We start from the raw sequence: 21,739 nt of genomic DNA on the forward strand, positions 1-21,739 counted from the left end.
GGAAAATGATTTTATAAAATATTCAGTCAGAGTTTTTTGAACTCTTCAAGGTCGTAGGTGTCAAGCCTTGGTCGCAGACGTGTAGCCTTGCGCAACAGTTTGGAGATATGCCGCTGGTGGTCGGACGGATTGTCTTTGGAGGCGGCCTTGAGGTTGCTCGCCAACTGTGCGCCGTTGTTGAGCGGCCAGAACTTCCCGAAGATTACCCATTTCCCTTTCCTAATTTTGAGGGCTGCGCACATCGCGTTGGCGATATAGGCATAAAGCGTCCGGTTGATTTCGTCATCCTCCTTTTTCATCAGTGGTTGGAAGTCCGCATCCAGATAACCGTCCTCCCGGAACAGCACGAGTAAGAACAGCGCATCGTTGGTCTGCAACGCTTCGGGCAATTTCTTAATCAGTTCCGGCTGAACCTGTGAAATTAGATTGTCGTAGTGCCTGATTTCATCCTCCTGCTTCATTGAAACTGGCGGCGTAGGGGTCGAAAGCGCCGCTTCGATTTGTTTCTCCGCTTGCCTGTCAGAAACCTGTCGCTTGTCGGGAACAATCCTGTTCCACCATTGGAACAGCCACGACTTAATCCGCTTCCCGTAAGCCATCCCGATGATGTAGGGCAGCAGGAAAAGCACAGCAAAAAGTGAAGCCATGACAATGACCGTGCTCCAGTCCAGATGTTTGTCAGGCGTGAGGATAAATGCAAGCAACAACGAAACCACAAACCAAGAGGCCGTTAAAACAGAACGGTCTTTGGAAAGCCACTTGTCTATGATGATGTCATACAAAAGGAAAAATTCTATAACCAGTCCAATCCAACCGACTATTGACAAGGCGGTAAAAACAAATGCAGCCGTAGTTGCTTCCATACGGAAAGCAACGACAGCTACCAACCCGAATGCGGTTGCGGCTACCACCGTAAGCGGCAACAGCATCGTAAGAAAGTTATCAGACAATCGTTTCATCGCATACATCAGGTTTTAGTCCTTGAAAATTTCATTGACACGGTTGACCGCCTCGTCTTTCTTCTGGTCAATAATCTTTGCGTAAATCTGCGTTGTGGAAATGTTCTTGTGGCCGAGCAGCTTGCTTGTGGTAAAAATGTCAACATCGAGTGTAAGCATCATGGTGGCGAAGGTATGACGGCTGACATGATAGGTCACGTGCTTGTTTATCCCTGCTGCTTTAGCCCATTTGTCAAGGATGATGCAGATACGGCTTTCTGACGGGAGGTCGAAAACCTTGTCCTCGTCTTTGGCGTCGCCACGCTCCGGCAACCATTTCATTGCCTGTTTAGACAATGGCAGATAAATCGGGTCGTTGGTCTTTTCCATGACGGTGAACACACGCCACTGGTCGCCGTCCTTGTGGATGTCACCCCAAGTCAGCCCGACAACATCGCTGATGCGCAAGGCGCAATAGCACGAGAACAGGAAAGCCTGCTTCACGGCAGGACGGGTAGGACATTCCGTTGCAATCAGCTTTTTCAGTTCGTCAATCTGCAAGAACTCACGCTTGCTTTCCGGACGGTGGATGCGGTCGGCTGCTGCAATATGCGTGAACGGGTTTTCGGAAAGATAGTCGTTGCGCACAGCCCAGTTCAGCATGGCACTAAGCACCGTGACATACCCTGTGGCGGTGGTCATGGAAATAGGTCGGTTTGTCCGTGCCTTGTAATCGTTCCGCAGGAAATTCATGAAAGCCATGCAATAGTCCTTGTCAAGCATCCTGATGGGAACATCGCCACGGAATTGGAATGTAGCTTTCCGTATGGAATTGACGCCCCGTATCATAGAGTGCTTACCGTTGTCCTCCAGCCATCTTGCATAGCGGTCAAGCAACTCAGACAACTTAATGCGGCCACGCAATGTCGCGTTGGAAACGCCTTTTTCATTATTGGTAAGTTCGACGATGCGGTCAGCCTTAATCTTGTTCGCCAAAGCCATGTTGTGCTGGTTCATGGCACGGCTTGCCGGGTCAATCTCCGGAACGAGATAAAGTTTGAGAAACTCATAAGTACGTTTCCCATTGCGGTAAATATCCAGATAGATAGACTTGTTTCCGTTCTGCAACTCCTTGAAGCGGATACGGACAGGCTCTTTCGCCTTGATAACTTTCTTGGGTCTGGGCATGGTGATATGTTTTTATTGATTATTCGTTGTGAGTTATTTGTTGCTTATCTCTGATATGGCCTGCGGCCACCATTTTCATATATCCTTTCATCGTCTTGGGTGTCATTCCAAGCATACAACTGATAGTGCCTATGTCGGTGCCAGTAGTAAGCAATAAATATATAAAGGTGTTCTGCGCAAGCCGGAAACTCAACGGCTGGTGCAGTCCTGCGTTCTTGCCCCATTGCGACAGGATGTTTCTGATTTCAGTGCCTTTCGGCAATCCTTTGAATACAAGTCCGCGGTGGTTTGCCGTTTCAGGCAACCATCGCATTGATATCGCAGTCAACGGCACGGATGACTTCCTTGAATGCACTTCAATGGTTGTCCTGCCTTCATTCGTCTTTATGTCTTTCCATTTTAGTGAGAGGACATCGGCAAAAGATAGATAAGTGAAGATGCTCAACATGAAAGCCTGTTTGACTTGTGGTCTTGACATCACAGGGCAGGGTGTGTCCATCAAAGCCTTTATTTCGTCAATGGTCAGAAACTTTTTCAACGGACGCTCTCTTGTAATTCGCCCGTGGATGTTCACGAAGCGGAGAGGGCTCACACCTATTATACCATTGGCAACGGCGTTGTTGAGCGTGCTGCTGAAAAGATAGATGAACGCCCTTGCCGTTGTCATGCTGATTTTACCGAACTGTGCAGTATAGTCCTTATGCAGAAAGTCAACCAGTCCGTCACAGTAGCTTTCATCAATGTCAACCACTTTTGTGTCTAATCCACGATAAGCCATCACCGCCTTTTTCATGCACCTTATATTATTGGCTGAAGATATATCTCCCTTATCAAAGATGATTTTCTCATATTCGTCAATGGCTTCGCCTATGCGCATGGGTGATGGTTCTTTGGTCTCTATGCCGAAACGCACAGCAAGCAATCCGTTCTCTTTTTCGATACGGATGGCCTCGGCTTCTTTCATCGTCCGCTTGTTTGCGCTGATGTTCTTTTTGGATGTTTCTGGTAACAAATAGAGATGGAGGGCTTCGCGGATGCGTTTGCCGCCCTTGTAATAGTCAAGGTAGATGGACTTTTCCCCATTATCTATCTCTTTGTATTTAAGTGCGATATGCGATTTTTTAGCGGTCATATAAACTCTATTTTGTTACTATATGGTCATTTTTCCGATACAAAACTATAAACTATTTTTCAAAGTAACAAAATGGTAGCAAATAAAGTAACAAAATTAACCCAATTTAGTGAAGATAGGAACTCATTATCTGTTTTGAAAATTGTGTAAAACATTGATATATAGCAATTATACATTCCTTTTGTTTCTAATTTATTCCAATCGGAAACATATATAAAGATAGTGGTGGAACATTTCGACATGGCTCTTGGCCTCGACATCGAGCGTTTCGTCCATCGTGGTCTGGCTGACTAATATCGGCACGTTGCCGTCCAGCACATAGACTTTCTTGTGCGCGTCCGCGACCATCGTCCGGGCCGTCCAGATGCTCGACACGCTGATTATGACGCATCCTACAAGGAAAGCCGTGCAGACGATGCCTGTCAGCCTGATTTTGTTCTCCAGATTCTTTATGACCATTGCCTGCCTCTTTTTTCGCTGTTCAACCTACGTACATATTCGTCATGCAGCATGGGGATGATGCAGTCCTGCAGCTCGTCCAGCAGAGGGTCGAAATGTTCGGAGAAGACATGGGTGTAATGCCCCTGCATGAACACATGCACGAACACCCACCAGATGTCGCGTCTGCGCTTGTGCGGGTTCCTGCAAAGCCTTGCCAGATGCAGGCGGTAGGCGAGGTATTCCACAAGGGGCGAGATGTACCGGTCGTCACACTCGAAACCTTCGTCGAGTTCCTCGTACTTCCGGTCAAGCGTATGGTTCTCCGGCACTTCCGTAATCTCTTCCTGCATCCGTTTCTCGGCATACCGGCGGAAATTCTCGTCCGCCAGCCATTTCTCGATTCTTTTCTTGGTTTTCATATCCTTTTTGTTTTATGATTGATGATAGTTCTTAATGGGTCAGAGTTTCCTTATCGCGTCATGGTTCCGATGGCGCCCGTGGCTGTCATCTTCGCCTGCTGTGCCACGCCCTCACCGAAGTTACGGGTCGAGAAGGCGGTGTCTCCCTCCGGTATCATCCATGCGGCCAAATCCGGCACAAGGTTCAGGCATTTCAATGCCACGATGCTCGCCGCCATCAGGTAGCCGGCGGAGAAGAACGAGTTCTGCAGGTAGGCGGCCATCGTCTGCTCGCTTGCCGTTATCGCCGTCAGGTTCTCCACCTGGATGCACAGCACGATGTCGAACAGGAGCAATACGTAGAAGCCCACGAAGTAGAGCATCGCCCCGTAGAAGTGTACCGTCAGATACCTCGTGAGCCACTTCGCCCAGGCGCCTTCCCATTTGGGCAGCAGGCTGAAAGCCCACTGTATTGGCCCGAATATCGTCAGCATCCCCAGCAGGATCTGCTGGCAGTATATCGTCGCCCACTATTCAATAATTATATTCAGTAGAACCTTGTTTTATTAATTATTCTTGTATATCAGTTATTTGCAGATATTTTCATTTAATTGAAATACGCACGGAATTTCACGGTTTTAGAAAATATTGGTACTATTTGGTACTATATTTCAGAATAGATTTCGTACCTTTGTACCAGCAATTAAAAGACATTTCGCGTATGGATTTCATCTTCATAAAATCGTCAAAGGCAGGTAAGGAGGACTTCGGTTCGGTCTATGCCCGGGTGCGCACAGGCAAGGCCAATGTGAAAACCGTAACAGGCTTCACCATCAGACAGCTTGAATGGGAGAAATACCGCTCCCTGCAATACACCTCGTCCGCCCTCATGTCGAGCATTGGGATAAAGTACGGACAGTTCGCCCAAGTCCTCGCAAGGATAAAGGCGGCGTTTGAGGCGGACGATTTCGACCCGAAAAAGGCGAAGTCCGTCATCGAGAGCGTAAAGCACGATGTGCTGAACGGCATGATGCAGGTTGTGGAGGTCAAACCTAAAGGCAAGATGTTGTTCGAGGATTTCCTTACCACTTATATAGAAGATTTGGAAACAGGACGGCGCACCAAGAAAGGCCGTACCGTCAAAGTAACCCCTGCCTACATCAAGGGGCTTCGCATCATCCAGACCCAAATCCGCAACTATCAAAAGGAGATGCACCGCAAAATCGGGTTGGATGACATGACGATGGAAACGCGCAACAGTCTTGTCGGTTACTGGAAAGGGCGCGGCCTGATGCCCAACGCCATCAACTCTTATATGACGGATGTCCGTACCGTGGCAAAGGCGGCATACGAGGACAAGCTGACCAAATGCGACGATTTCCGCCATTCAGACTTTGTTCCGAAAAAAGAGGAAGTGGACAACATCTATCTTACGCCGGAACAGATACAGGAAATGCTTGAACTCGACCTTTCCACCAAAGAGACCGTCAGGGAACGGCTGGAGGCACTCGACATCAGCGAGGACGAGAAACTAACGCAGCTTTCCAAATGCCGCATCACCCACATACGCACCTTGGAACACGTGAGGGATATTTTCATTGTCGGCTGTCTGACCGGGCAGCGCGTGTCCGACTATTCGAGGATATGCGATGACATGATAACCGAGATAAACGGGGTGGAGTTCATTTTGCTTACCCAACAGAAAACGGAAAAAAAAGTCTATATCCCGGTGGACAGGCGAGTAAGGCAGATACTTGACAAATACGACGGCAAGCTGCCCCATGTATGCCCTAATGAAATGAACAAGCTGATAAAAACCATTGGTTTGTTGCTGGGCTGGACGCATGACTGCGGATTTGACGGGAAGCGGCTCAACCCGAAACGAGGGCGGAGGTTCTGTGATATGCTCCTCTCGCACACGGCACGAAGAAGTTTTGCTACCAACGCATACAAGGCCGGAGTACCGTTGTCGTCCATCCAAGCCATAACAGGGCACAGCAGCGAGGCGCAACTGCGCCGCTACCTCAAACTGGATGCGGAGGAAAAGGCCGTGATTGCGTTGAAGGACTTTGAGGGTATTATTGAAATGTAAAATAAGCCGCCTATGGAAAAGACGAGATTTGCAATTATCAGTGCCCTGTTCAGGCTGTCGAAGATTATCGGCAGAAGCCTGAAACTGGCGGAAAGCCTTGCCAGCGGTAAAGTTGAAGATGAAGCCGGGAACAAGGACATCGGCAAGAACATCCGGCGTGAAATGAAAACCGTTCCTGCCCTGTTGAACGAGGTGCGGGAATACATCGCCGAACACGACGACAAGGAATTGGCACACCAGTTTGTCCGGCTGCACGGGGATGCGAAACGGCTGCATGACCTTTGTTCGGCATATCTGCAGGACTTGGGCAAGGAAGCCCTTTATGCGGGCATCGTCTATACTTCCATAGAAGTAATCGGCCAATACTTCTTTCCTGACGGAAACGAACAGAGAGAAGTCCGTTCCATGACACGCATCGAAGCCACGGACTGCATCGACACCATACGAACCGCCATCCGAAAATGCACGGCTGAAACCGGTGTGAACAAAGGGAAAGAATACATAGGCAAAGAAGCGTATGCCCTGCTTGCCGACATGGACAAGGAAAAAATCGAAGCCGTCAAGGAATATATCACAAACGCCAACGACAAGGATTTGGCACGACTGTTCACGGAGGATTTCGCAAAAGCCGTCCACCTTTCGATGGTGTTCCAAGACGGCAATACAAAAACACAGTTAGCCGGGATTAAGATGTTCCATATCGCCTTGTCAATGGGGTATGTCAAAAGGAACATACTCCATGAGGACGCAACCGAATCCGAAGTAAAAACAATATCTACCCCAATGGCAGGCTTTACTGCCACAGATACCGTGCAGGGCGGAGCGTTCAGCACGACGGCGCAGGTGCCTGTTTTAAGACTGTACCAGTTCCTCACCACCTTTACCGTACAGAGCGGCCCCGACAAGGGCAAGCCCGTACTGGACGGCAACGCCGTTTCCGACAAGGACTTCATACGTGCCGTCATGCGAGCTGACTATTCCACGGCCTATCAGAATTGCGTGAAAGGAAAGATGCGGTGCGTCATCACCCTGTTGTCAAAAGCCTATTTCAAGGACTGGAAGGAGTACCGCACAGCCGCAGCCCGTTCCATAGGACTTACAGCGGAAAGCCTTGCCAAGTACAATGTGGAAAAGCCTTTCGTAAGCAGGCTCAAAGAACTGCTCCCGATGATAAAATAATGCGGCAGTCCACACGTGGTTACAACTCACCACAGCCCACAGCTTTGCACAAGCCGTTAGACATCAGATGTTTGGCGGCTTTTCTTATGCCCGTTTATTTCACAAATCCCCACAAGTTCACCCGTTTCATTCACCATCTAACTTTGCCGCCGTAATTTCAAAATCAATGACTTATGGCAGAAAATATGGAAATGGTACTGGTATCGCGCGACGAGCTTCAGCAACTCATCGGCGCAAGCGTGAGATGTGCGCTGGAGGAATACGGACAGGCGCAGGCACCGCAGGAGACATCGGAATATTACACCATCCGGCAAGTGGCCGAGAAATGGGGCGTGAGCATCGCGACCATCTGGCGGCACGAGAAGTTGGGGCATATCAAGGGGCAGCGGATTGGGCGGCGTGTCCTGTTCCCGAAAGAGCAGATTGACCGCATCAAGAACCTGAAAGCCACCAACAGGGATGCGGACAAAAACACCAAGGGATAATCCGCATAACGAACAGCAAAAAACATCATGGCTTATGAAGAATTTGAAGCAGCTTGTTCTGCCGTGCTATAAAATGGAGGTGGCAATGAATGTGGAAGCATGGTATTTCCTGCACGGCACTACCAACGGTGTGTGCAACCTGACCTATTTTCTTTCCCTTTTGTCGGGGATGGCGGTCACGGAAGTAAATAAAACCAAACGTGGATTGGGTTATGTGCTCCATCCCGGACAGGTGGACGGCTCCATGCTGTCACTGGCAAAGGAGTGGAATATCGGGCGTAAGTCCGTCAGCCGTCTGTTGGAGGATTTTTCGCAGCGGGGGCTAATCCGTGTTGTTTCCAATCCCATAACCACCATCATGGATATGGTGTGTGTAAAGTCATGGATGATGGACGGACGGCTCACGGAAAATCCAACATACCAACAGACGGTCAAGGCATACGAGGGAGTACGTATCTACCTTTTTAACGGCCAAAGGCTGGAAACCCTGCGAAAAAGTTCGGCAAGGATGAAGAAGTCTAAGGACAAGGACATGGGCAAAGACAAGGAGAAGTCCGCACAAGCATCGCAACTGGGGCTGTCCACATCGGAGGATGAGGAGCATTCCAAGCAATCAGAGAACAATCCGCTAATCATGCAGAAAGGAGATACTTTATCCGATGACAATACCTCTTATAAATAGGCGGTAACTATGGAAAAGAATGAAGTATTTATAGGGGCGTTTTTTAGGGCTGGCAAGTTAATGTTTTCGTCCACGAAAACTACGCCACCAACGGCGACCCGGCCACGCAGAAAACGGCAAGACTGGATTGCAGCCCTAAAAACGCCGACCCATTTGTAACAGAAAATAACAAGCGAATGACAGAACAAGATAACAATCATAAAGGAGGCCGCCCCAAAGCTGTAAAGGGCAAGGCGCGGACAAAGACCATATCCACAAGGCTTACGCTGGCCGAGTGGAAAACGGTCATGAAACGGATTGCCGATGCGGGCAAAAAGCCGTCGCATTTCCTGCGTGAACTGTTGCTTCAAGGCAAGGTTGTGGCGGCACGGACACAGGAGGACAGACAGCAGATAAGGATGCTGGAGGGAGGTTGCAACAACCTGAACCAGTTGGCGAAGATGGCACATCAACAGGGCTTTCCGAGAACTAAAGGAAGAATCACCGCCTTGTTGGACGAGTTCAACAAAATCATCGCGGATATATGATGGGCGACTTGAAAAAACGGGCGAGCTTCGCCAAGCTGGTGAACTACGTGAACAACCCGAAAAAGGCAAGGCTCATCGACAGCAAGGACGTGAGGCTTGATGACAACACAGCCATTGCAAGGAGTATGCAGGGACAGGCAGATGACAAGCCGGGGCGTAAGCTGAAAAATCCGGTGTACCACATCTCGCTGGACTTCGCCCACGAGGACACGCCCAAGCTGACGGACGGCCTGATGGCTGAAATAGCACGTGAGTACATGAAGCGCATGGGCATTGTGAACACCCAATATATTGTATGCCGCCACACCGACAAGGAACACCAGCACTTGCACATCGTGGCCAACAGGGTGGACAACGACGGGAACACCATCAGCGACCGGAACGATGCCATGCGCAACGTGGCGGTATGCAAGGCTCTCACGAGGGAATACGGACTGCACTTTTCCAAAGGTAAGGTGAACGTGAAGCGTGACCGTCTGCGCGGCAAGGACAAGGTGAAATACCAAATCCATGATGCCGTCAAAGCAACCTTGCCCCATTGTAACAGTTGGTCGGAATTGTGCGACAGGCTGGCCAAGCAGGGCATCGGAGTGAGCTTCAAGTTCGACAGGCGTAACGGCAATATCGTCGGCGTGTCATTCACTAAAGACGGTGTTTCGTTCAGTGGCTCACGGATTGACCGCGGCATGGGCTTTTATAAGCTGGATAAGCAGTTTGGAGGTCGTATCGCCGAGGGCATGGAATGGAGAAACAATCTGTACCATACCCGACCAACGGCTGAAAGCGGAACAAGCCAAACGGGAACTATATATAAACCGGACAATTCATTTGAACAGACGGATAAGGCCTATTCTACCGATGGCCATGCGGAAGCATCCGGCAGCGGAACTTTCGCCGATGCCGATACGAATACAGGCATAGTTCAAGTGGGTATCAACGCACTCATCGAGTTGTGCGTCCAACCTCACCAAGCCAAGGTTTCATCCGGCGGTGGCGGTGGCGGAAACGAAAGCGGCTGGGGCGAAAACGACAAGGAAAAGAACAAGTATAAACCAAGAAAGATGAGAAGATGAAGGACAACTTACAGAACATATCCGACCTTATCGGGGCATTGGCAGAGGACATCGAAGAAATCAAGAAGATGCTGGCAGCAAAGGACGCTTCGGACAAGGACGAGGCACTGAAAAGGCTTGCGGTGAAACTGGAGCCAGTCATACGTTTCTTTGGTGGCAGCACGCCGGAGAACATCAGTGACATTTTCAGGAGCAAGGAAACCATCGAGGCATACAAGAAGTCATTGGGCGGTGAAATGATTGTTAGCTTGCAGGAATATACCAATGCCAACGACAAGAATATGCGCGAGCGTGGCATCCCCACCACCAAGGATTTGCTCTATAAGATATTGGAAGTGCTTACTGACCATGTAGAGAAAGATAAGCAGATTCCACAAAAGGCACAGCAAAAGCAAGGCTTCGCACGGAAACTTTGGCAGGCAATCCGTCCGGGCAGGGCGATAAGCGGTATCAGGCGGCTATGGGGCAAAATACCCGACGGCTGGTACAAGAACCCTTACGCATGGGCTGGTATCGTCTGCACGCTTGTGTTCTTTGCCCTGTTTGCCGCCAGTTGGGTGCGATGGCATGAGTACCGGGAGGAAAACAGGCGGTTGAGAACGGTTGCAGACAAGTACCAAGTGACCACGCTCATGCTCAATGAACTTTACCCTGAACTGGCCGTGACCGTCGGGGCATACGAAAAACTGGTGGAAACGGTCGGAGTGGATTCCACCCTGAACGTGTTCAACAGGCAGCTTGAAAAAGTAAGAAATGAAGAAAACGAATCCAAACAATAAAATAAAGTGAATGGCATCCATCAAGGTAAAATATCGTCCTTCCACCGCCAGCGGCAAGGAGGGCAGCATCTACTATCAGGTAATCCACGGGCGAACAGTCCGCCAGATCGGAACGGACTTCCGTGTGTTTGATACGGAATGGGACAAGGAATCATCGTCCGTCCGAATCATGCCTGAAACCAACGAGAACAGAAAACAGTACCTTTATAGCGTTTCAGAGCGCATCGGTTGGGACATCCGACGGTTGCAGGCCATCATCGCGCAATGCGACAGGCAAGGCGGAAGTTACTCCGCTTACAATATCGTAGATAAGTTCAACAGCCACGCAAACGGGCTGTCGCTGTTCGGTTTCATGCAAGACACCATAAGTCAGTTGAAGCAGCTCGGCAAGGTACGCACATCGGAAACTTATACCGCAGCCTTAGCCAGTTTTATGAAGTTCCGCGAGGGGCAGGACATTCTTTTGTGTGAGATAGGCAGCGACACCATGATGCTTTATGAAGCATGGCTGAAATCCAACGGCAACTGCCCCAATACGACTTCGTTCTATATGCGCATACTCCGTGCCGTCTATAACCGTGCTGTAGAAAAGGAACTGACGGAACAGAAATATCCGTTCAAGCATGTTTACACGGGTATCGGCAAGACGGTGAAACGCGCTCTCCCGTTGAAGTCGATAAAGCGCATCAAGGAACTCGACCTGACCTTGAAACCGCATCTGGACTATGCACGGGATATGTTCCTCTTTTCGTTTTACACCCGTGGAATGTCGTTCATCGACATGGCTTATTTGAAGAAATCGGACTTGAAAAACAGCGTCATCATATACCGCAGGAGAAAGACGGGGCAGCAACTGAGTATCAAATGGGAGAAGTGCATGGAAAAAATCATCGCCAAATACGACGGCTGTTCCACCGCCCAGTACCTACTGCCGATAATCACCAACCCATGCACTGACGGGCGGACACAGTACCGCAATGCCATCAGCCGTATTAACGTGGCACTGAAAGAGGTTGCCCGTTTAGCCGGATTGAATATGCCGCTTACCATGCACTGCGCTCGGCATTGCTGGGCAAGCATTGCCAAGAGCAAGAACATACCGCTTTCGGTCATCAGCGAGGGTATGGGGCACGATTCGGAGGAAACCACACGCATCTATCTTGCATCGCTTGACACAAATGTGGTGGACAAGGCGAATAGCCTTATCCTGAAAGACTTGTGAACGGATATTTTGGATAAAATTTGTTTAGCGAAAATCAGAATCTCTTGGTAAGAGTTATAGTTGATATTGCAAAGGTACTCATAATATTGCAAAATCCGTGTCCGAATCTAATTTATAATGGGATATGAAAGACAATTTATGCGGAATTGTTTAGTAAATCCACTTGCATTTTCCAATAATACATTGATTCCCAGTATTTGTTTTCTTGAAATATATCTCTTACCAAGAGATGAATTTCAAGGATATACTGCATAAATTCCGTACCGAATCATTCACCGAAAGGGAAAAGGGTATAAAGTTCGAGCGTCTGATGCGCTCATGGTTGTTGACAGACCCTCGCTACAACGAGCTTGAAAAGGTGTGGCTGTGGGAGGACTTTCCGGGTCGTAAGGACTTCGGAGGCACGGACACGGGCATCGACCTTGTGGCCAAGACCGAGATGGGCGACTATTGGGCTATCCAGTGCAAGTGCTATGCGGAGGATGCCGTGATAGACAAGCCTGCCGTGGATTCATTCCTCGCCACCTCCAGCCGCACGTTCACCAACGAAGTGACTTTCCAGACCACCCGGTTTGCCAAACGGATATGGATTTCCACCACCAACCATTGGGGAAGCAACGCCGAGGAAGCCATCCGGCACCAGGACCCGCCTTTTTCACGGGTTGGGCTGATTGACCTGAATTCTTCCTGTGTGGACTGGCAAAAACTGATGGACGGACTTACGGGAACTTCCGCACTTGTAGAGGGCAAGAAACCGCGCAAGCACCAGTTGAATGCCATATCCAAGGCATACACGCACTACATTACAGACGGCAACGACCGGGGTAAGCTCATCATGGCCTGCGGAACGGGCAAGACCTACACCTCGCTGCTCATCACCGAACAGTTGTTGGGCAACAAAGGACTGGTTTTGTTCATGGTTCCGTCCATCGCCTTGTTGGGGCAGTCGCTCAACGCATGGTCGGCGGACGCGAAGAAGCCTATCAAGGCCGTCTGCATCTGTTCGGATTCCAAAGCCTCACGGAAGATACAGAATAAATACGATGATATGGATGACAGCGTGGTTGACCTTGCCGTGCCAGCGTCCACCAGTCCGCAGTCCATCGCATCGCAACTGAAGAAATACCGAAGCCATGACGGGTTGGTAGTCGTGTTCTCCACCTACCAGTCCATTGATGCCGTTTCAGCGGCACAACAGGAGATTCTTTCCGAAACAGACGGCGAGTATGGCGTGTTCGATTTCATCATCTGCGACGAAGCCCACCGCACTACAGGCGTGAAGCTGTCGGACGAGGACGAGAGCAATTTTACCAAGATACACTCCGACGACAATGTGCAAGGCCGTAAACGGCTTTACATGACCGCTACGCCACGGCTGTACGGGGAATCGGCCAAGATAAAGGCATCGGAAAAGGACTGCATCCTCTGTTCGATGGACGATAAGGCTCTGTACGGGGAGGAGTTCTACCGCGTGAATTTCTCCTACGCCGTACAGAACGGGCTGCTGACCGACTACAAGGTGCTTGTCCTTACCGTCGGAGAGGACGATGTGCCGGAAAACATCCGACGCGATGTCACCGACACGACCACGGAACTGAATTTTGACGACACGTCCAAGCTCATCGGCGTAATTAACGGACTGTCGAAGATGATACAGGGCGATGACCACCGCACATGGGATGCCGACCCGCACATGATGCGCCGTGCCGTGGCGTTTTGTTCGTCCATTGACAGGAGTGCAAGCCGAGTAGGTATCGCTTCTAAATATGTGGCTTCCGTGTTGCCGCAAATATCGGAAAAGTACGACGAGAATCTGGATGCGGAAAGCCTTTCGCATACCGTTTCGATAACCGCAAAGCACATAGACGGCTCGATGAACTCACAGGAACGCAACGAAATCCTGCAATGGTTGGCGGACGAGCCGGATAATGACCGGGAGTGCCGGGTGGTGACCAACGTGCGCTGTCTGTCCGAGGGCGTGGACGTGCCGTCGCTCGATGCCGTGCTGTTCCTTTCCGCCCGTAACTCGCAGGTGGATGTGGTGCAGTCGGTAGGCCGTGTGATGCGCACTTTCCACAAAGGACTGCCCGACGAGAAGAAGTACGGGTACATCATCATCCCTATTGTCGTGCCGTCCGATGTTTCGGCAGAGGAAGCACTCGACAACAGCAAGACCTTTGATGTGGTCTGGGAAATTCTGAACGCATTGCGCTCCCACGATGACCGTTTCAATGCGATGGTGAACAAGATTGCGCTCAACAAGCAGAAACCCAACAAGCAGTCTTATACGCCGTCCGTCACCATCGGCAGGCCGGGATTAAGCTTTCAGGAGGGAGAGGAAGAAGCGCGGCAGATGGAGAACGCGGAAATCGCCCGACAGTTGGAACTTCGTTTCGGCGAGTTGCAGGACGGCATGTATGCCAAGCTCGTGGAGAAGTGCGGCGACCGCCTCTATTGGGAGAACTGGGCAAAGGAAATCGGACTTATCGCGCACAAGTTCATCGAGCGCATATCCAAGCTCATCCAGTCCGGCGTACACAAAAAGGCGTTCAACGAATACCTCAAGGGATTGCAGCGCGACCTAAACCCGTCAGTGGATGCGGCACAGGCCATCGAGATGCTGGCGCAGCACATCATTACCCGTCCGGTGTTCGATGCGTTGTTTGCCGATTACCAGTTCGTGAACAACAACGCCGTGAGCCGCTCCATGCAACGCATGATAGACCTCTTGCAAGAGCAGGCTTTCGAGAAAGATACCGAAGTGTTGGAGAAGTTCTATCAGTCGGTGAGGACAAATGTAGGCGGCATAGACAATCTGGAGGGCAAGCAGACCATCATCAAGAACCTCTACGAAAAGTTCTTCAAAGGCGCGTTTCCGCTCACCGTGGAGAAACTGGGCATCGTCTATACGCCCGTGGAGTGCGTGGACTTCATCATCCACTCCGTAAACGACATCCTCAAGGCGGAGTTCAACACTTCGATGACCGAGCAGAATGTGCATATCCTCGACCCGTTTGTAGGAACAGGCACGTTCATCACACGATTGTTGCAGTCCGGCCTTATCCGCCCGGAGGACATGGAGCGCAAGTACCTGAATGAAATCCATTGCAATGAAATCGTGCTGCTGGCCTATTATATCGCCGATGTGAACATTGAAGCTGTATTCCATGACATCACCCGTCGGAAAACCTACCTGCCGTACAGCGGCATCTGCCTGACGGACACTTTCCAACTGGCAGAGAAGAAGCACAACGAGCTGTTCACGGAGTTCTTCCAGGACAATTCCAAACGGGTGAAGAAGCAGATGGCCACCCATGTGAGGGTGATTGTGGGGAATCCACCGTACTCTGTTGGACAGAAAAGTGCAAATGACAATGCCCAAAACTTGTCTTATCCAAATTTGGAAAAGCGAATTGCATCAACATATATACAACGAATCACTGATAAAAACAGTACAGTTCAAGCTCTGTATGATAGCTATGTTAAAGCTTTCCGTTGGGCTTCTGACCGCATTCCACAAAATGAAGGCGGTGTTGTAGCATTTATAAGCAATGGTGCGTGGCTCGATGGAAATGCTCAAAATGGCATGCGCAGATGCTTTGAAGAAGAATTTACCTCCATTTATGTGCTGAATCTCCGTGGAAATCAACGCACTTCAGGTGAATTGTCACGCAAAGAGGGTGGTAAAATCTTTGGTAGTGGTTCTCGTACTCCTATTGCCATTACTTTCCTCGTCAAAAATCCGGCTAAGAAAGGACAAAAAGCTGTTATACATTACCACGACATCGGCGATTACCTTACTCGCGAACAAAAACTTAAAATGACAAAAGAGTTCCGCTCTATTTCTTCACGGAAGTTGGATTGGCAAATTATTATGCCTAATGAAAAGGCTGATTGGATAAATCAACGTGATGGTGTATTTGACAACTTGATATTATTGGGTGATAAGAAAAATAGTAAACAAACTGTTTTTTCTATATTTTCGGCAGGAGATATAACTCACCGTGATGTTTGGTGTTACAATTCTTCAACCAAATCTCTTTCTATGCAAATGCAGACAGCAATAACAACATTTAATCAAGAAGCAAGCAAATGCGTAGAGGCCAAAACCATAAGTGAAATAGCGACATTAGTCAACGCAGACCCTACTCAAATTAAATGGGACCAGAAATTGTTTGAACATGCTTTGAAAGGCATTCGTCATACTTTTGATAATAATAAGATACGATTGACACTTTATAGACCATACTTCAAGCAATGGCTTTATTATGATAAAGCATTTAATTGGAGCCAGTATCAATTACCCAAATTATTTCCAACACCAACAACAGAAAATTTGCTGATTTGTTTAAGCGGTGTTGGTAATAAGAATTTTAGCTGTCTAATAACAAATGAAATACCTGATTATCAGATACAGTTTAATAGCCAATGTTTTCCCCTATATTGGTATGAAGAAAACAAAAACCCACAGGCTTCACTTTTCGATGATGCCGAAACGAACCGTTATATCCGCCGTGACGGAATCACAGACTGGATTTTGAAAGAAGTCCGCAACCGCTTTGGTGGTTTACGAGCTATTACCAAAGAACATATTTTCTACTATGTGTATGGGTTACTTCATTCCAAACAATACCGTGAGCGTTTCGCCGATGATTTGAAAAGGTCATTGCCACGCATTCCCATAGTGGATAATGTACAGGATTTCATGGCTTTTTATAAAACAGGAAAGGAACTTGCCGACCTACATTTGAACTATGAGCAAGGCATCAACATGCAAACAACAGGGCATGACGGCGATTATGCATTTTTCGCAGAAATGCCAATGTTGGCACATCGTTTCTTTGGCGTAAAGGTTATTGGCGACATCGACATCTGGCAAAACAAATGGACAGATGAAACCTACCAATACTTCTCCGTGGATAAAATTAAGTTCGCCAAAGTCCGTGACGAGAACGGTAAACTCGTTGCCGACAAGACACGCATCATTTACAACGGTCATATCAGCATTGAGAACATACCACTCAAAGCCTACGAATACGTTGTGAATGGTAAGTCCGCTATCGACTGGATAATGGAACGCTATGCCGTAACCATTGACAAAGCATCCCAAATCAAGAACGACCCTAACGACTGGTCAAGAGAACACAAGCAACCTCGTTACATCCTCGACCTCCTGTTGTCTGTCATTATCCTCTCTTGCAAAACGGTAGATGTCGTATCCACATTGCCATTTTGCAAATGGTAATTTCAATAGACAAAACGAACTGTGGCAAATATATTACCACAGTTCGTTTTAATCTTGAGGATTTAAATATTTTGTATCAAATTGTATTATGAGTTCTAATGTAATTTCTCATACGTTCTATGGAATCTTTTAATTCTTGTTCGCTATAACTATTATTGCGATTTTCCGGATGATGAATGATATGCCGAATTTTTTCCGTTTCCGTAATTTGTTGATTTGATGTTGTGCCATCCCTATGTAGTTTTATATAAGGAACTTTTAACTGCTGTGCATCATAACCATTTTTCCAACCTTCGGCTTCTATATATCCATATAATGCATTATGATAATCTGTTGATGCTACACCAAAAGCTTGAAAATTAACTTCAGCCGCTAATGTATATGGTAATACAGCAGGAGCGTCAATACTTCCCGCTGTGATGTTTCCCATATTATCTTTTAGAATTATAACTTTTGTATCATTCAAATCTTGTAGAGCCTCACTAATAACACCCTCGGAATGGCTTGCGAAAAATAATTGAGCTATTTGCTCTCCATTATTATCAGTAAAGAGATTTTTGTAATATCTTAAAATGTTTTTCTGCCATTTAGGGTGCATACTCAATTCTGGCTCATCAATCATAATTACAGCACCATTAAGTTGATTCATGTTTTTGAGAAGGTAAGCACCTCTAAATACAATTTGTTTTTCCCCTGTGCTTAAGTTATCTAATGAAATTTCAGTTCCGTTTTTCTCAAAAAGTATAACCTTTTCACCATTAATATTACTAACCTTATTATATTTTATTTTGTCAAAGAAATTATCAAAAGCTTTTTTGAATCTAAAGATTTTTGAATTAGGTTCAAATTCAGACGTAGTCATTGCTGCTTCCCCACGGCGTTCCCTTTGTGTATTTATATCATAATACTGTTCGTTGTCTTGATTTTGAATATCTACTATGAGCTGCTTTAAAGATGTGAAGTTGTCATCTTTATCAGAATCGTATTTATCTCTATCTAATTCATTGGCTCTCACTGATTCTATTTTATCTGTCTTATAATCTGCACGCGGTCTTGAAAATACACAACCGTATGATCTTGGATCTATTTTATCTGATTGAATAGAACCCGGTGTATTGTTTCTATCTGTGCATATGTTTTCGGATGTACCATTTTTTTTTATATCATATCGTGTAAAAAAAGTATCAAGGGAATTAGGTATCATTGGCGGGGTTAAGATATACAATTCGTCATCTACTTCAAATTCTATCATGTCAAATGGTTTAAAACTACCAATGCAAAGGAAAGTATTTAATGTTTCCAAAATAGTAGTTTTTCCACTTCCATTTTCTCCTGCAAAAACAATAGTTGAAAAAGGATGATTGGTTAATGGATTTACAAAATCCAATTCAAGATTTCCTAATACAGGATGATTTGCCCATTTAACTTTTCTTATTTTCATTTTTTTCTAAACTATATCAAGTTGTTGAATTTTACTTCCATAAAGTATCTTTTTGCCAATCTTTACAAAACCCCATCGCCACAATATCTACAGAAGGAAATTGAGCTAACAAATTAGCGATTTTTTCATTGAAACTATTATTCGGTGAAATAGACGAAAGGAAATATCGGATAATACACAGCCGATAGAAAATCTTTTTCTTGTCAATCTTGGATGTGTCTATCCAAACATTTGAAGTCTTGCGTGGCTCTGCCGGATTTAACATAAAATCTCTGTTCCACACCCTCGCATGATGACAGCACATATTACGCAAGTTGGCAAGTACAGTCAGCCACGATGTGAAAACCTGTGGCTTCAAACCGAAATAAGCGGCAATACGTTTCATCAGTTGATTGCTGGATATATTGGAATAGATATAGTTCAAATTACCGAAAGACAATACTTCCGTTATCATCCATGCCGGAGGATAATTCTCAATATAATTGTGCCTGAAATCTTCGATATAATCTTCTTTGCTCGATGTCAGTTCCTTTTCTATGAGAACTAATGTCTGGTTGAATTTATCCGCATTGGCAAAATATTCAGGCTTTGTTATCCAATACTTATCGCCCAGTTCTTGGCAGCCAATGTTTGCCAATACACTACGAATGGCAACTTCTATCTTTTCGATTTCATTGAAAAGGAGAATACGCAATTTTTTGTCAAAGCGGTAAAGGGTCAAAACTTGCTCAAAGGTCGTACCCTCCTTTAATATCAAATCGTTTTTAGGACTTTTATAAAAGGGAAAGATATAAGCCGATAAACGGTGATAACCTATGTTTAATAAGTAGCTTTCGACTTTATGCTCATCTTCCATAAGCATACCCCTCGATTTTAGTATTTGAACGATTTGTTCCGGGGAGGAATAGGGTTTGGTGAAACTCGTTTTCATATAGGTATAATAAAAAAACGACCCGCCGATTTGAGCATTGTTAAGAGGCTTGGCAGGTTCTAATGTTGCAAAGGTAGCAAAACAATTCGGAATACCAAAATATTTTGTGATTTTTTTTGCACTGCGCTAGATAAGCAGCAAGATAGACGGCGGTATTCCGCAATTAATCGGCTTATAATTAACTTTGGATGCACAAAGATTATTGGATAATCTGTATTCAGCAGCTTTTTAAAACGATTTTCACACTCTTAATAGTGGTTCTAAAATGGTACTAAATCTAATATTACAACTTATTTTGTTTGTGTAAATCACACATTATCAGATTGATATAAAATCATTTATATTGTAGCCCACCACCCGATACGGAACACCACAAGGGCGATGAGCATGATGATTTTGTCGATGCCCACGACGATGCCGGAGGTCAGCGAGGTGAACCACAGCTTGGCCGCGTCTTTCTCCATACTGGTCACTTCGTCCACGCCGGTCTGTTCCATCGTGGCCTCTATCAGGTTCGGGTCGGATGTGCCGGTATGGGCCACGTCCGCCTGCGCCTGGAGGCTGGTGTACATCGTGTCGCGCACGAAGATGAGTTCCTGCGCTTCCTCGAACTTGTCGCTGATCTGCGCGGCTTCCGCCTGGTAGAGGTCGTGGGTGTACGAGCCGATGCAGTTGGGGATGTAGGACAGGAAGTCCAGGAAGCACCAGTTGCTGCCGCTGCCTGCCATGCCCGTGTCTGCCGGGGGATACCACCAGCAGAGGACCAATGACACGGCCAGCGGCCTGAACAGTTTCATCACGTCCAGAGGCTCGTGCTTGACCATCATCTTGTAGGCCATGCCCGCCGTCATGATGATGGCGAACAGGGCGGCGAGTGCCATGCACATCTGCAGGATCCACCAGAACGGGCCTTGTGCACCGGTAAACGTGGCGTCGGTCAGAAACTCGTTGGTCTGAAAGATGACATCATCTATTTCCTCTTCCAGAAGGTCTATGCCGAAATTCGATAGGATATTTCCGTCTGCCATTTCCGTTTCTTTTTTAGTTCCTGTTCACGGTTTCTTCTCCGTCGCTTCCTCCGCTGCCGCCACCCGTCTGCGAGCCACGCACGGCAAACCGGGATTCGTTCCACCGCTCCACGGCATCGCGCAGGATGCTTCCTTTGTCGATAGGCTGTGCTTCTTCTGCGTTCAGCAGTCCCTCCGTCACGGTGGCGTTCTGTTTCCGTGCGAGGTAGAGGACAAGCGTCCCGTTCTGCCGGGCGACATCCTCGCTGATGCGCAGGTACTCTTTCTTCCGCTGGGCGTTGGGCATGTAGGCATCCTTGGTGGCGTTGATGGCGCACTGGTACACCTGATAATATTCTTCCCAGCGTTCCCGTTCGTCCGGCGTGCCGCCACACAGGAGAATGCGGTCGATGTTGCGCCGGAAGCGTTCCATCTGTCCGTTCACCTTGTCGCCCTCGGCAAGCCAGGCCAGGTCCACCTGCCTGTCGGCCACGTTCAATGCCTCGACAGCGGCCCGTTTGACCAGTGCCGAGTCGATGGCTTCCGCCTCGTCGGTCTGGTTGTAGAGATTCACTCCGGCCAGCGTCCGGAACGACAGCTTGTTCTTCGCCGCCGCCGTCTTCTTGTACTTGTTGTGCAGCAGCGTGTAGTAGATTTCCGGGGTGAATGCCCCGGTGCCGGTTTCCATCACGGTAATCTGGTTCTGCTTGGGCGAGTCGTGGTTGTAGGTCACATACTGCGCATGGGCGGCATGTGCCGTCAGGACTGCCGCCGCAAGAAGTGTCATTGTTCGTTTCATGTGCATATCCTTTTCCTTTTTTCGTTAATAATCCAGTCTTCCGGCACCGCGCCAGCGGCCAAAGGCCCCGTCGATGATTTCCCGGCGGCTGCGTGCCTGGTATATCTTCTCTTTCCAGTAGCCGATGCGCACCTGTATGTAGCGCCAGGTCTCCAGGTAGGCCCGGTTCAGGTGCCGCTC

Annotated in this window: 16 protein-coding genes and 3 pseudogenes; 9 read left to right on the forward strand and 10 right to left on the reverse strand. The window is 47.8% G+C overall.

All coding sequences use genetic code 11. The features are described from left to right. Nucleotides 1-26: 26 nt before the first annotated feature. The 6 genes and pseudogenes from B5F34_RS12385 to B5F34_RS12410 form a co-directional block, all read right to left on the reverse strand. Nucleotides 27-959, reverse strand: a complete 933-nt coding sequence (locus B5F34_RS12385) for a hypothetical protein (RefSeq protein WP_140393009.1) — start codon at nt 957-959, stop codon at nt 27-29. Between the two features lie 15 nt (nt 960-974). Continuing rightward, nucleotides 975-2,126 (reverse strand): site-specific integrase, encoded by a 1,152-nt coding sequence (locus B5F34_RS12390; protein ID WP_087339472.1) that lies wholly within the window; start codon nt 2,124-2,126, stop codon nt 975-977. 19 nt (nt 2,127-2,145) lie between these two features. After that, nucleotides 2,146-3,258: a site-specific integrase gene (locus tag B5F34_RS12395; protein ID WP_087339477.1), complete on the reverse strand. Its 1,113-nt coding sequence runs from the start codon at nt 3,256-3,258 to the stop codon at nt 2,146-2,148. A gap of 137 nt (nt 3,259-3,395) precedes the next feature. Continuing rightward, nucleotides 3,396-3,717: pseudogene (locus B5F34_RS12400) on the reverse strand (conjugative transposon protein TraK); the annotation flags it as partial. Further along, complete coding sequence (locus tag B5F34_RS12405; protein ID WP_087339483.1) at nt 3,708-4,118, reverse strand: hypothetical protein; 411 nt, start codon at nt 4,116-4,118, stop codon at nt 3,708-3,710. The gene B5F34_RS12405 and the pseudogene B5F34_RS12400, both read right to left, overlap by 10 nt. Nucleotides 4,119-4,168: 50 nt before the next feature. Continuing rightward, a pseudogene (locus B5F34_RS12410) lies at nt 4,169-4,627 on the reverse strand (hypothetical protein); the annotation flags it as partial. Nucleotides 4,628-4,818: 191 nt separating this feature from the next. Here B5F34_RS12410 and B5F34_RS12415 point away from each other — a divergent pair. From B5F34_RS12415 to B5F34_RS12455, 9 genes are all read left to right on the forward strand, one after another. After that, on the forward strand, nt 4,819-6,189 hold the full coding sequence (locus B5F34_RS12415) for a site-specific integrase (RefSeq protein ID WP_087339486.1): 1,371 nt from the start codon (nt 4,819-4,821) through the stop codon (nt 6,187-6,189). A 12-nt stretch (nt 6,190-6,201) separates the two neighbouring features. Beyond that, nucleotides 6,202-7,368, forward strand: a complete 1,167-nt coding sequence (locus tag B5F34_RS12420) for a hypothetical protein (RefSeq protein WP_087339489.1) — start codon at nt 6,202-6,204, stop codon at nt 7,366-7,368. 173 nt (nt 7,369-7,541) lie between these two features. Further along, the gene (locus tag B5F34_RS12425; RefSeq protein ID WP_087339492.1) at nt 7,542-7,853 is read left to right on the forward strand and encodes a helix-turn-helix domain-containing protein; all 312 of its coding nucleotides are present in this window, start codon (nt 7,542-7,544) and stop codon (nt 7,851-7,853) included. 34 nt (nt 7,854-7,887) lie between these two features. Continuing rightward, nucleotides 7,888-8,535, forward strand: a complete 648-nt coding sequence (locus B5F34_RS12430; protein ID WP_239448946.1) for a hypothetical protein — start codon at nt 7,888-7,890, stop codon at nt 8,533-8,535. Between the two features lie 176 nt (nt 8,536-8,711). Beyond that, a complete protein-coding gene (mobC, locus tag B5F34_RS12435) occupies nt 8,712-9,062 on the forward strand; it encodes a plasmid mobilization relaxosome protein MobC (protein ID WP_087339494.1) in 351 nt (116 codons plus the stop codon). Next, on the forward strand, nt 9,059-10,135 hold the full coding sequence (locus tag B5F34_RS12440) for a relaxase/mobilization nuclease domain-containing protein (protein WP_087339496.1): 1,077 nt from the start codon (nt 9,059-9,061) through the stop codon (nt 10,133-10,135). The genes mobC and B5F34_RS12440 overlap by 4 nt, the downstream gene beginning before the upstream one ends. Next, nucleotides 10,132-10,914, forward strand: coding sequence for a hypothetical protein (locus B5F34_RS12445; protein WP_087339499.1), 783 nt, complete (start codon nt 10,132-10,134; stop codon nt 10,912-10,914). The genes B5F34_RS12440 and B5F34_RS12445 overlap by 4 nt, the downstream gene beginning before the upstream one ends. Before the next feature lie 10 nt (nt 10,915-10,924). After that, entirely contained in the window at nt 10,925-12,136 is a 1,212-nt protein-coding gene (locus B5F34_RS12450) for a site-specific integrase (protein ID WP_087339501.1), read from the forward strand. A 229-nt stretch (nt 12,137-12,365) separates the two neighbouring features. Next, nucleotides 12,366-17,381, forward strand: a complete 5,016-nt coding sequence (locus B5F34_RS12455; protein WP_087339538.1) for a type ISP restriction/modification enzyme — start codon at nt 12,366-12,368, stop codon at nt 17,379-17,381. A gap of 76 nt (nt 17,382-17,457) precedes the next feature. On the opposite strand, the gene B5F34_RS12460 is transcribed toward B5F34_RS12455, so the two are convergent. The 4 genes and pseudogenes from B5F34_RS12460 to B5F34_RS12475 all read right to left on the reverse strand — a co-directional run bounded on the left by B5F34_RS12460 (nt 17,458) and on the right by B5F34_RS12475 (nt 21,559). Continuing rightward, nucleotides 17,458-18,822: an ATP-binding protein gene (locus B5F34_RS12460; protein ID WP_087339504.1), complete on the reverse strand. Its 1,365-nt coding sequence runs from the start codon at nt 18,820-18,822 to the stop codon at nt 17,458-17,460. Between the two features lie 31 nt (nt 18,823-18,853). Next, nucleotides 18,854-19,753 carry an Abi family protein gene (locus B5F34_RS12465; RefSeq protein ID WP_087339506.1) on the reverse strand — a complete coding sequence of 300 codons (900 nt, stop codon included), beginning with the start codon at nt 19,751-19,753 and terminating at the stop codon, nt 18,854-18,856. Between the two features lie 341 nt (nt 19,754-20,094). Further along, nucleotides 20,095-20,781 (reverse strand): annotated as a pseudogene (locus B5F34_RS12470) (hypothetical protein); the annotation flags it as partial. Nucleotides 20,782-20,794: 13 nt separating this feature from the next. After that, complete coding sequence (locus tag B5F34_RS12475) at nt 20,795-21,559, reverse strand: DUF5045 domain-containing protein (RefSeq protein WP_072545426.1); 765 nt, start codon at nt 21,557-21,559, stop codon at nt 20,795-20,797. Between the last annotated feature and the right edge of the window lie 180 nt (nt 21,560-21,739).

Origin of the sequence: Mediterranea sp. An20, from assembly GCF_002160055.1 — a bacterium.
GTDB classification, from domain to species: domain Bacteria; phylum Bacteroidota; class Bacteroidia; order Bacteroidales; family Bacteroidaceae; genus Bacteroides; species Bacteroides avicola.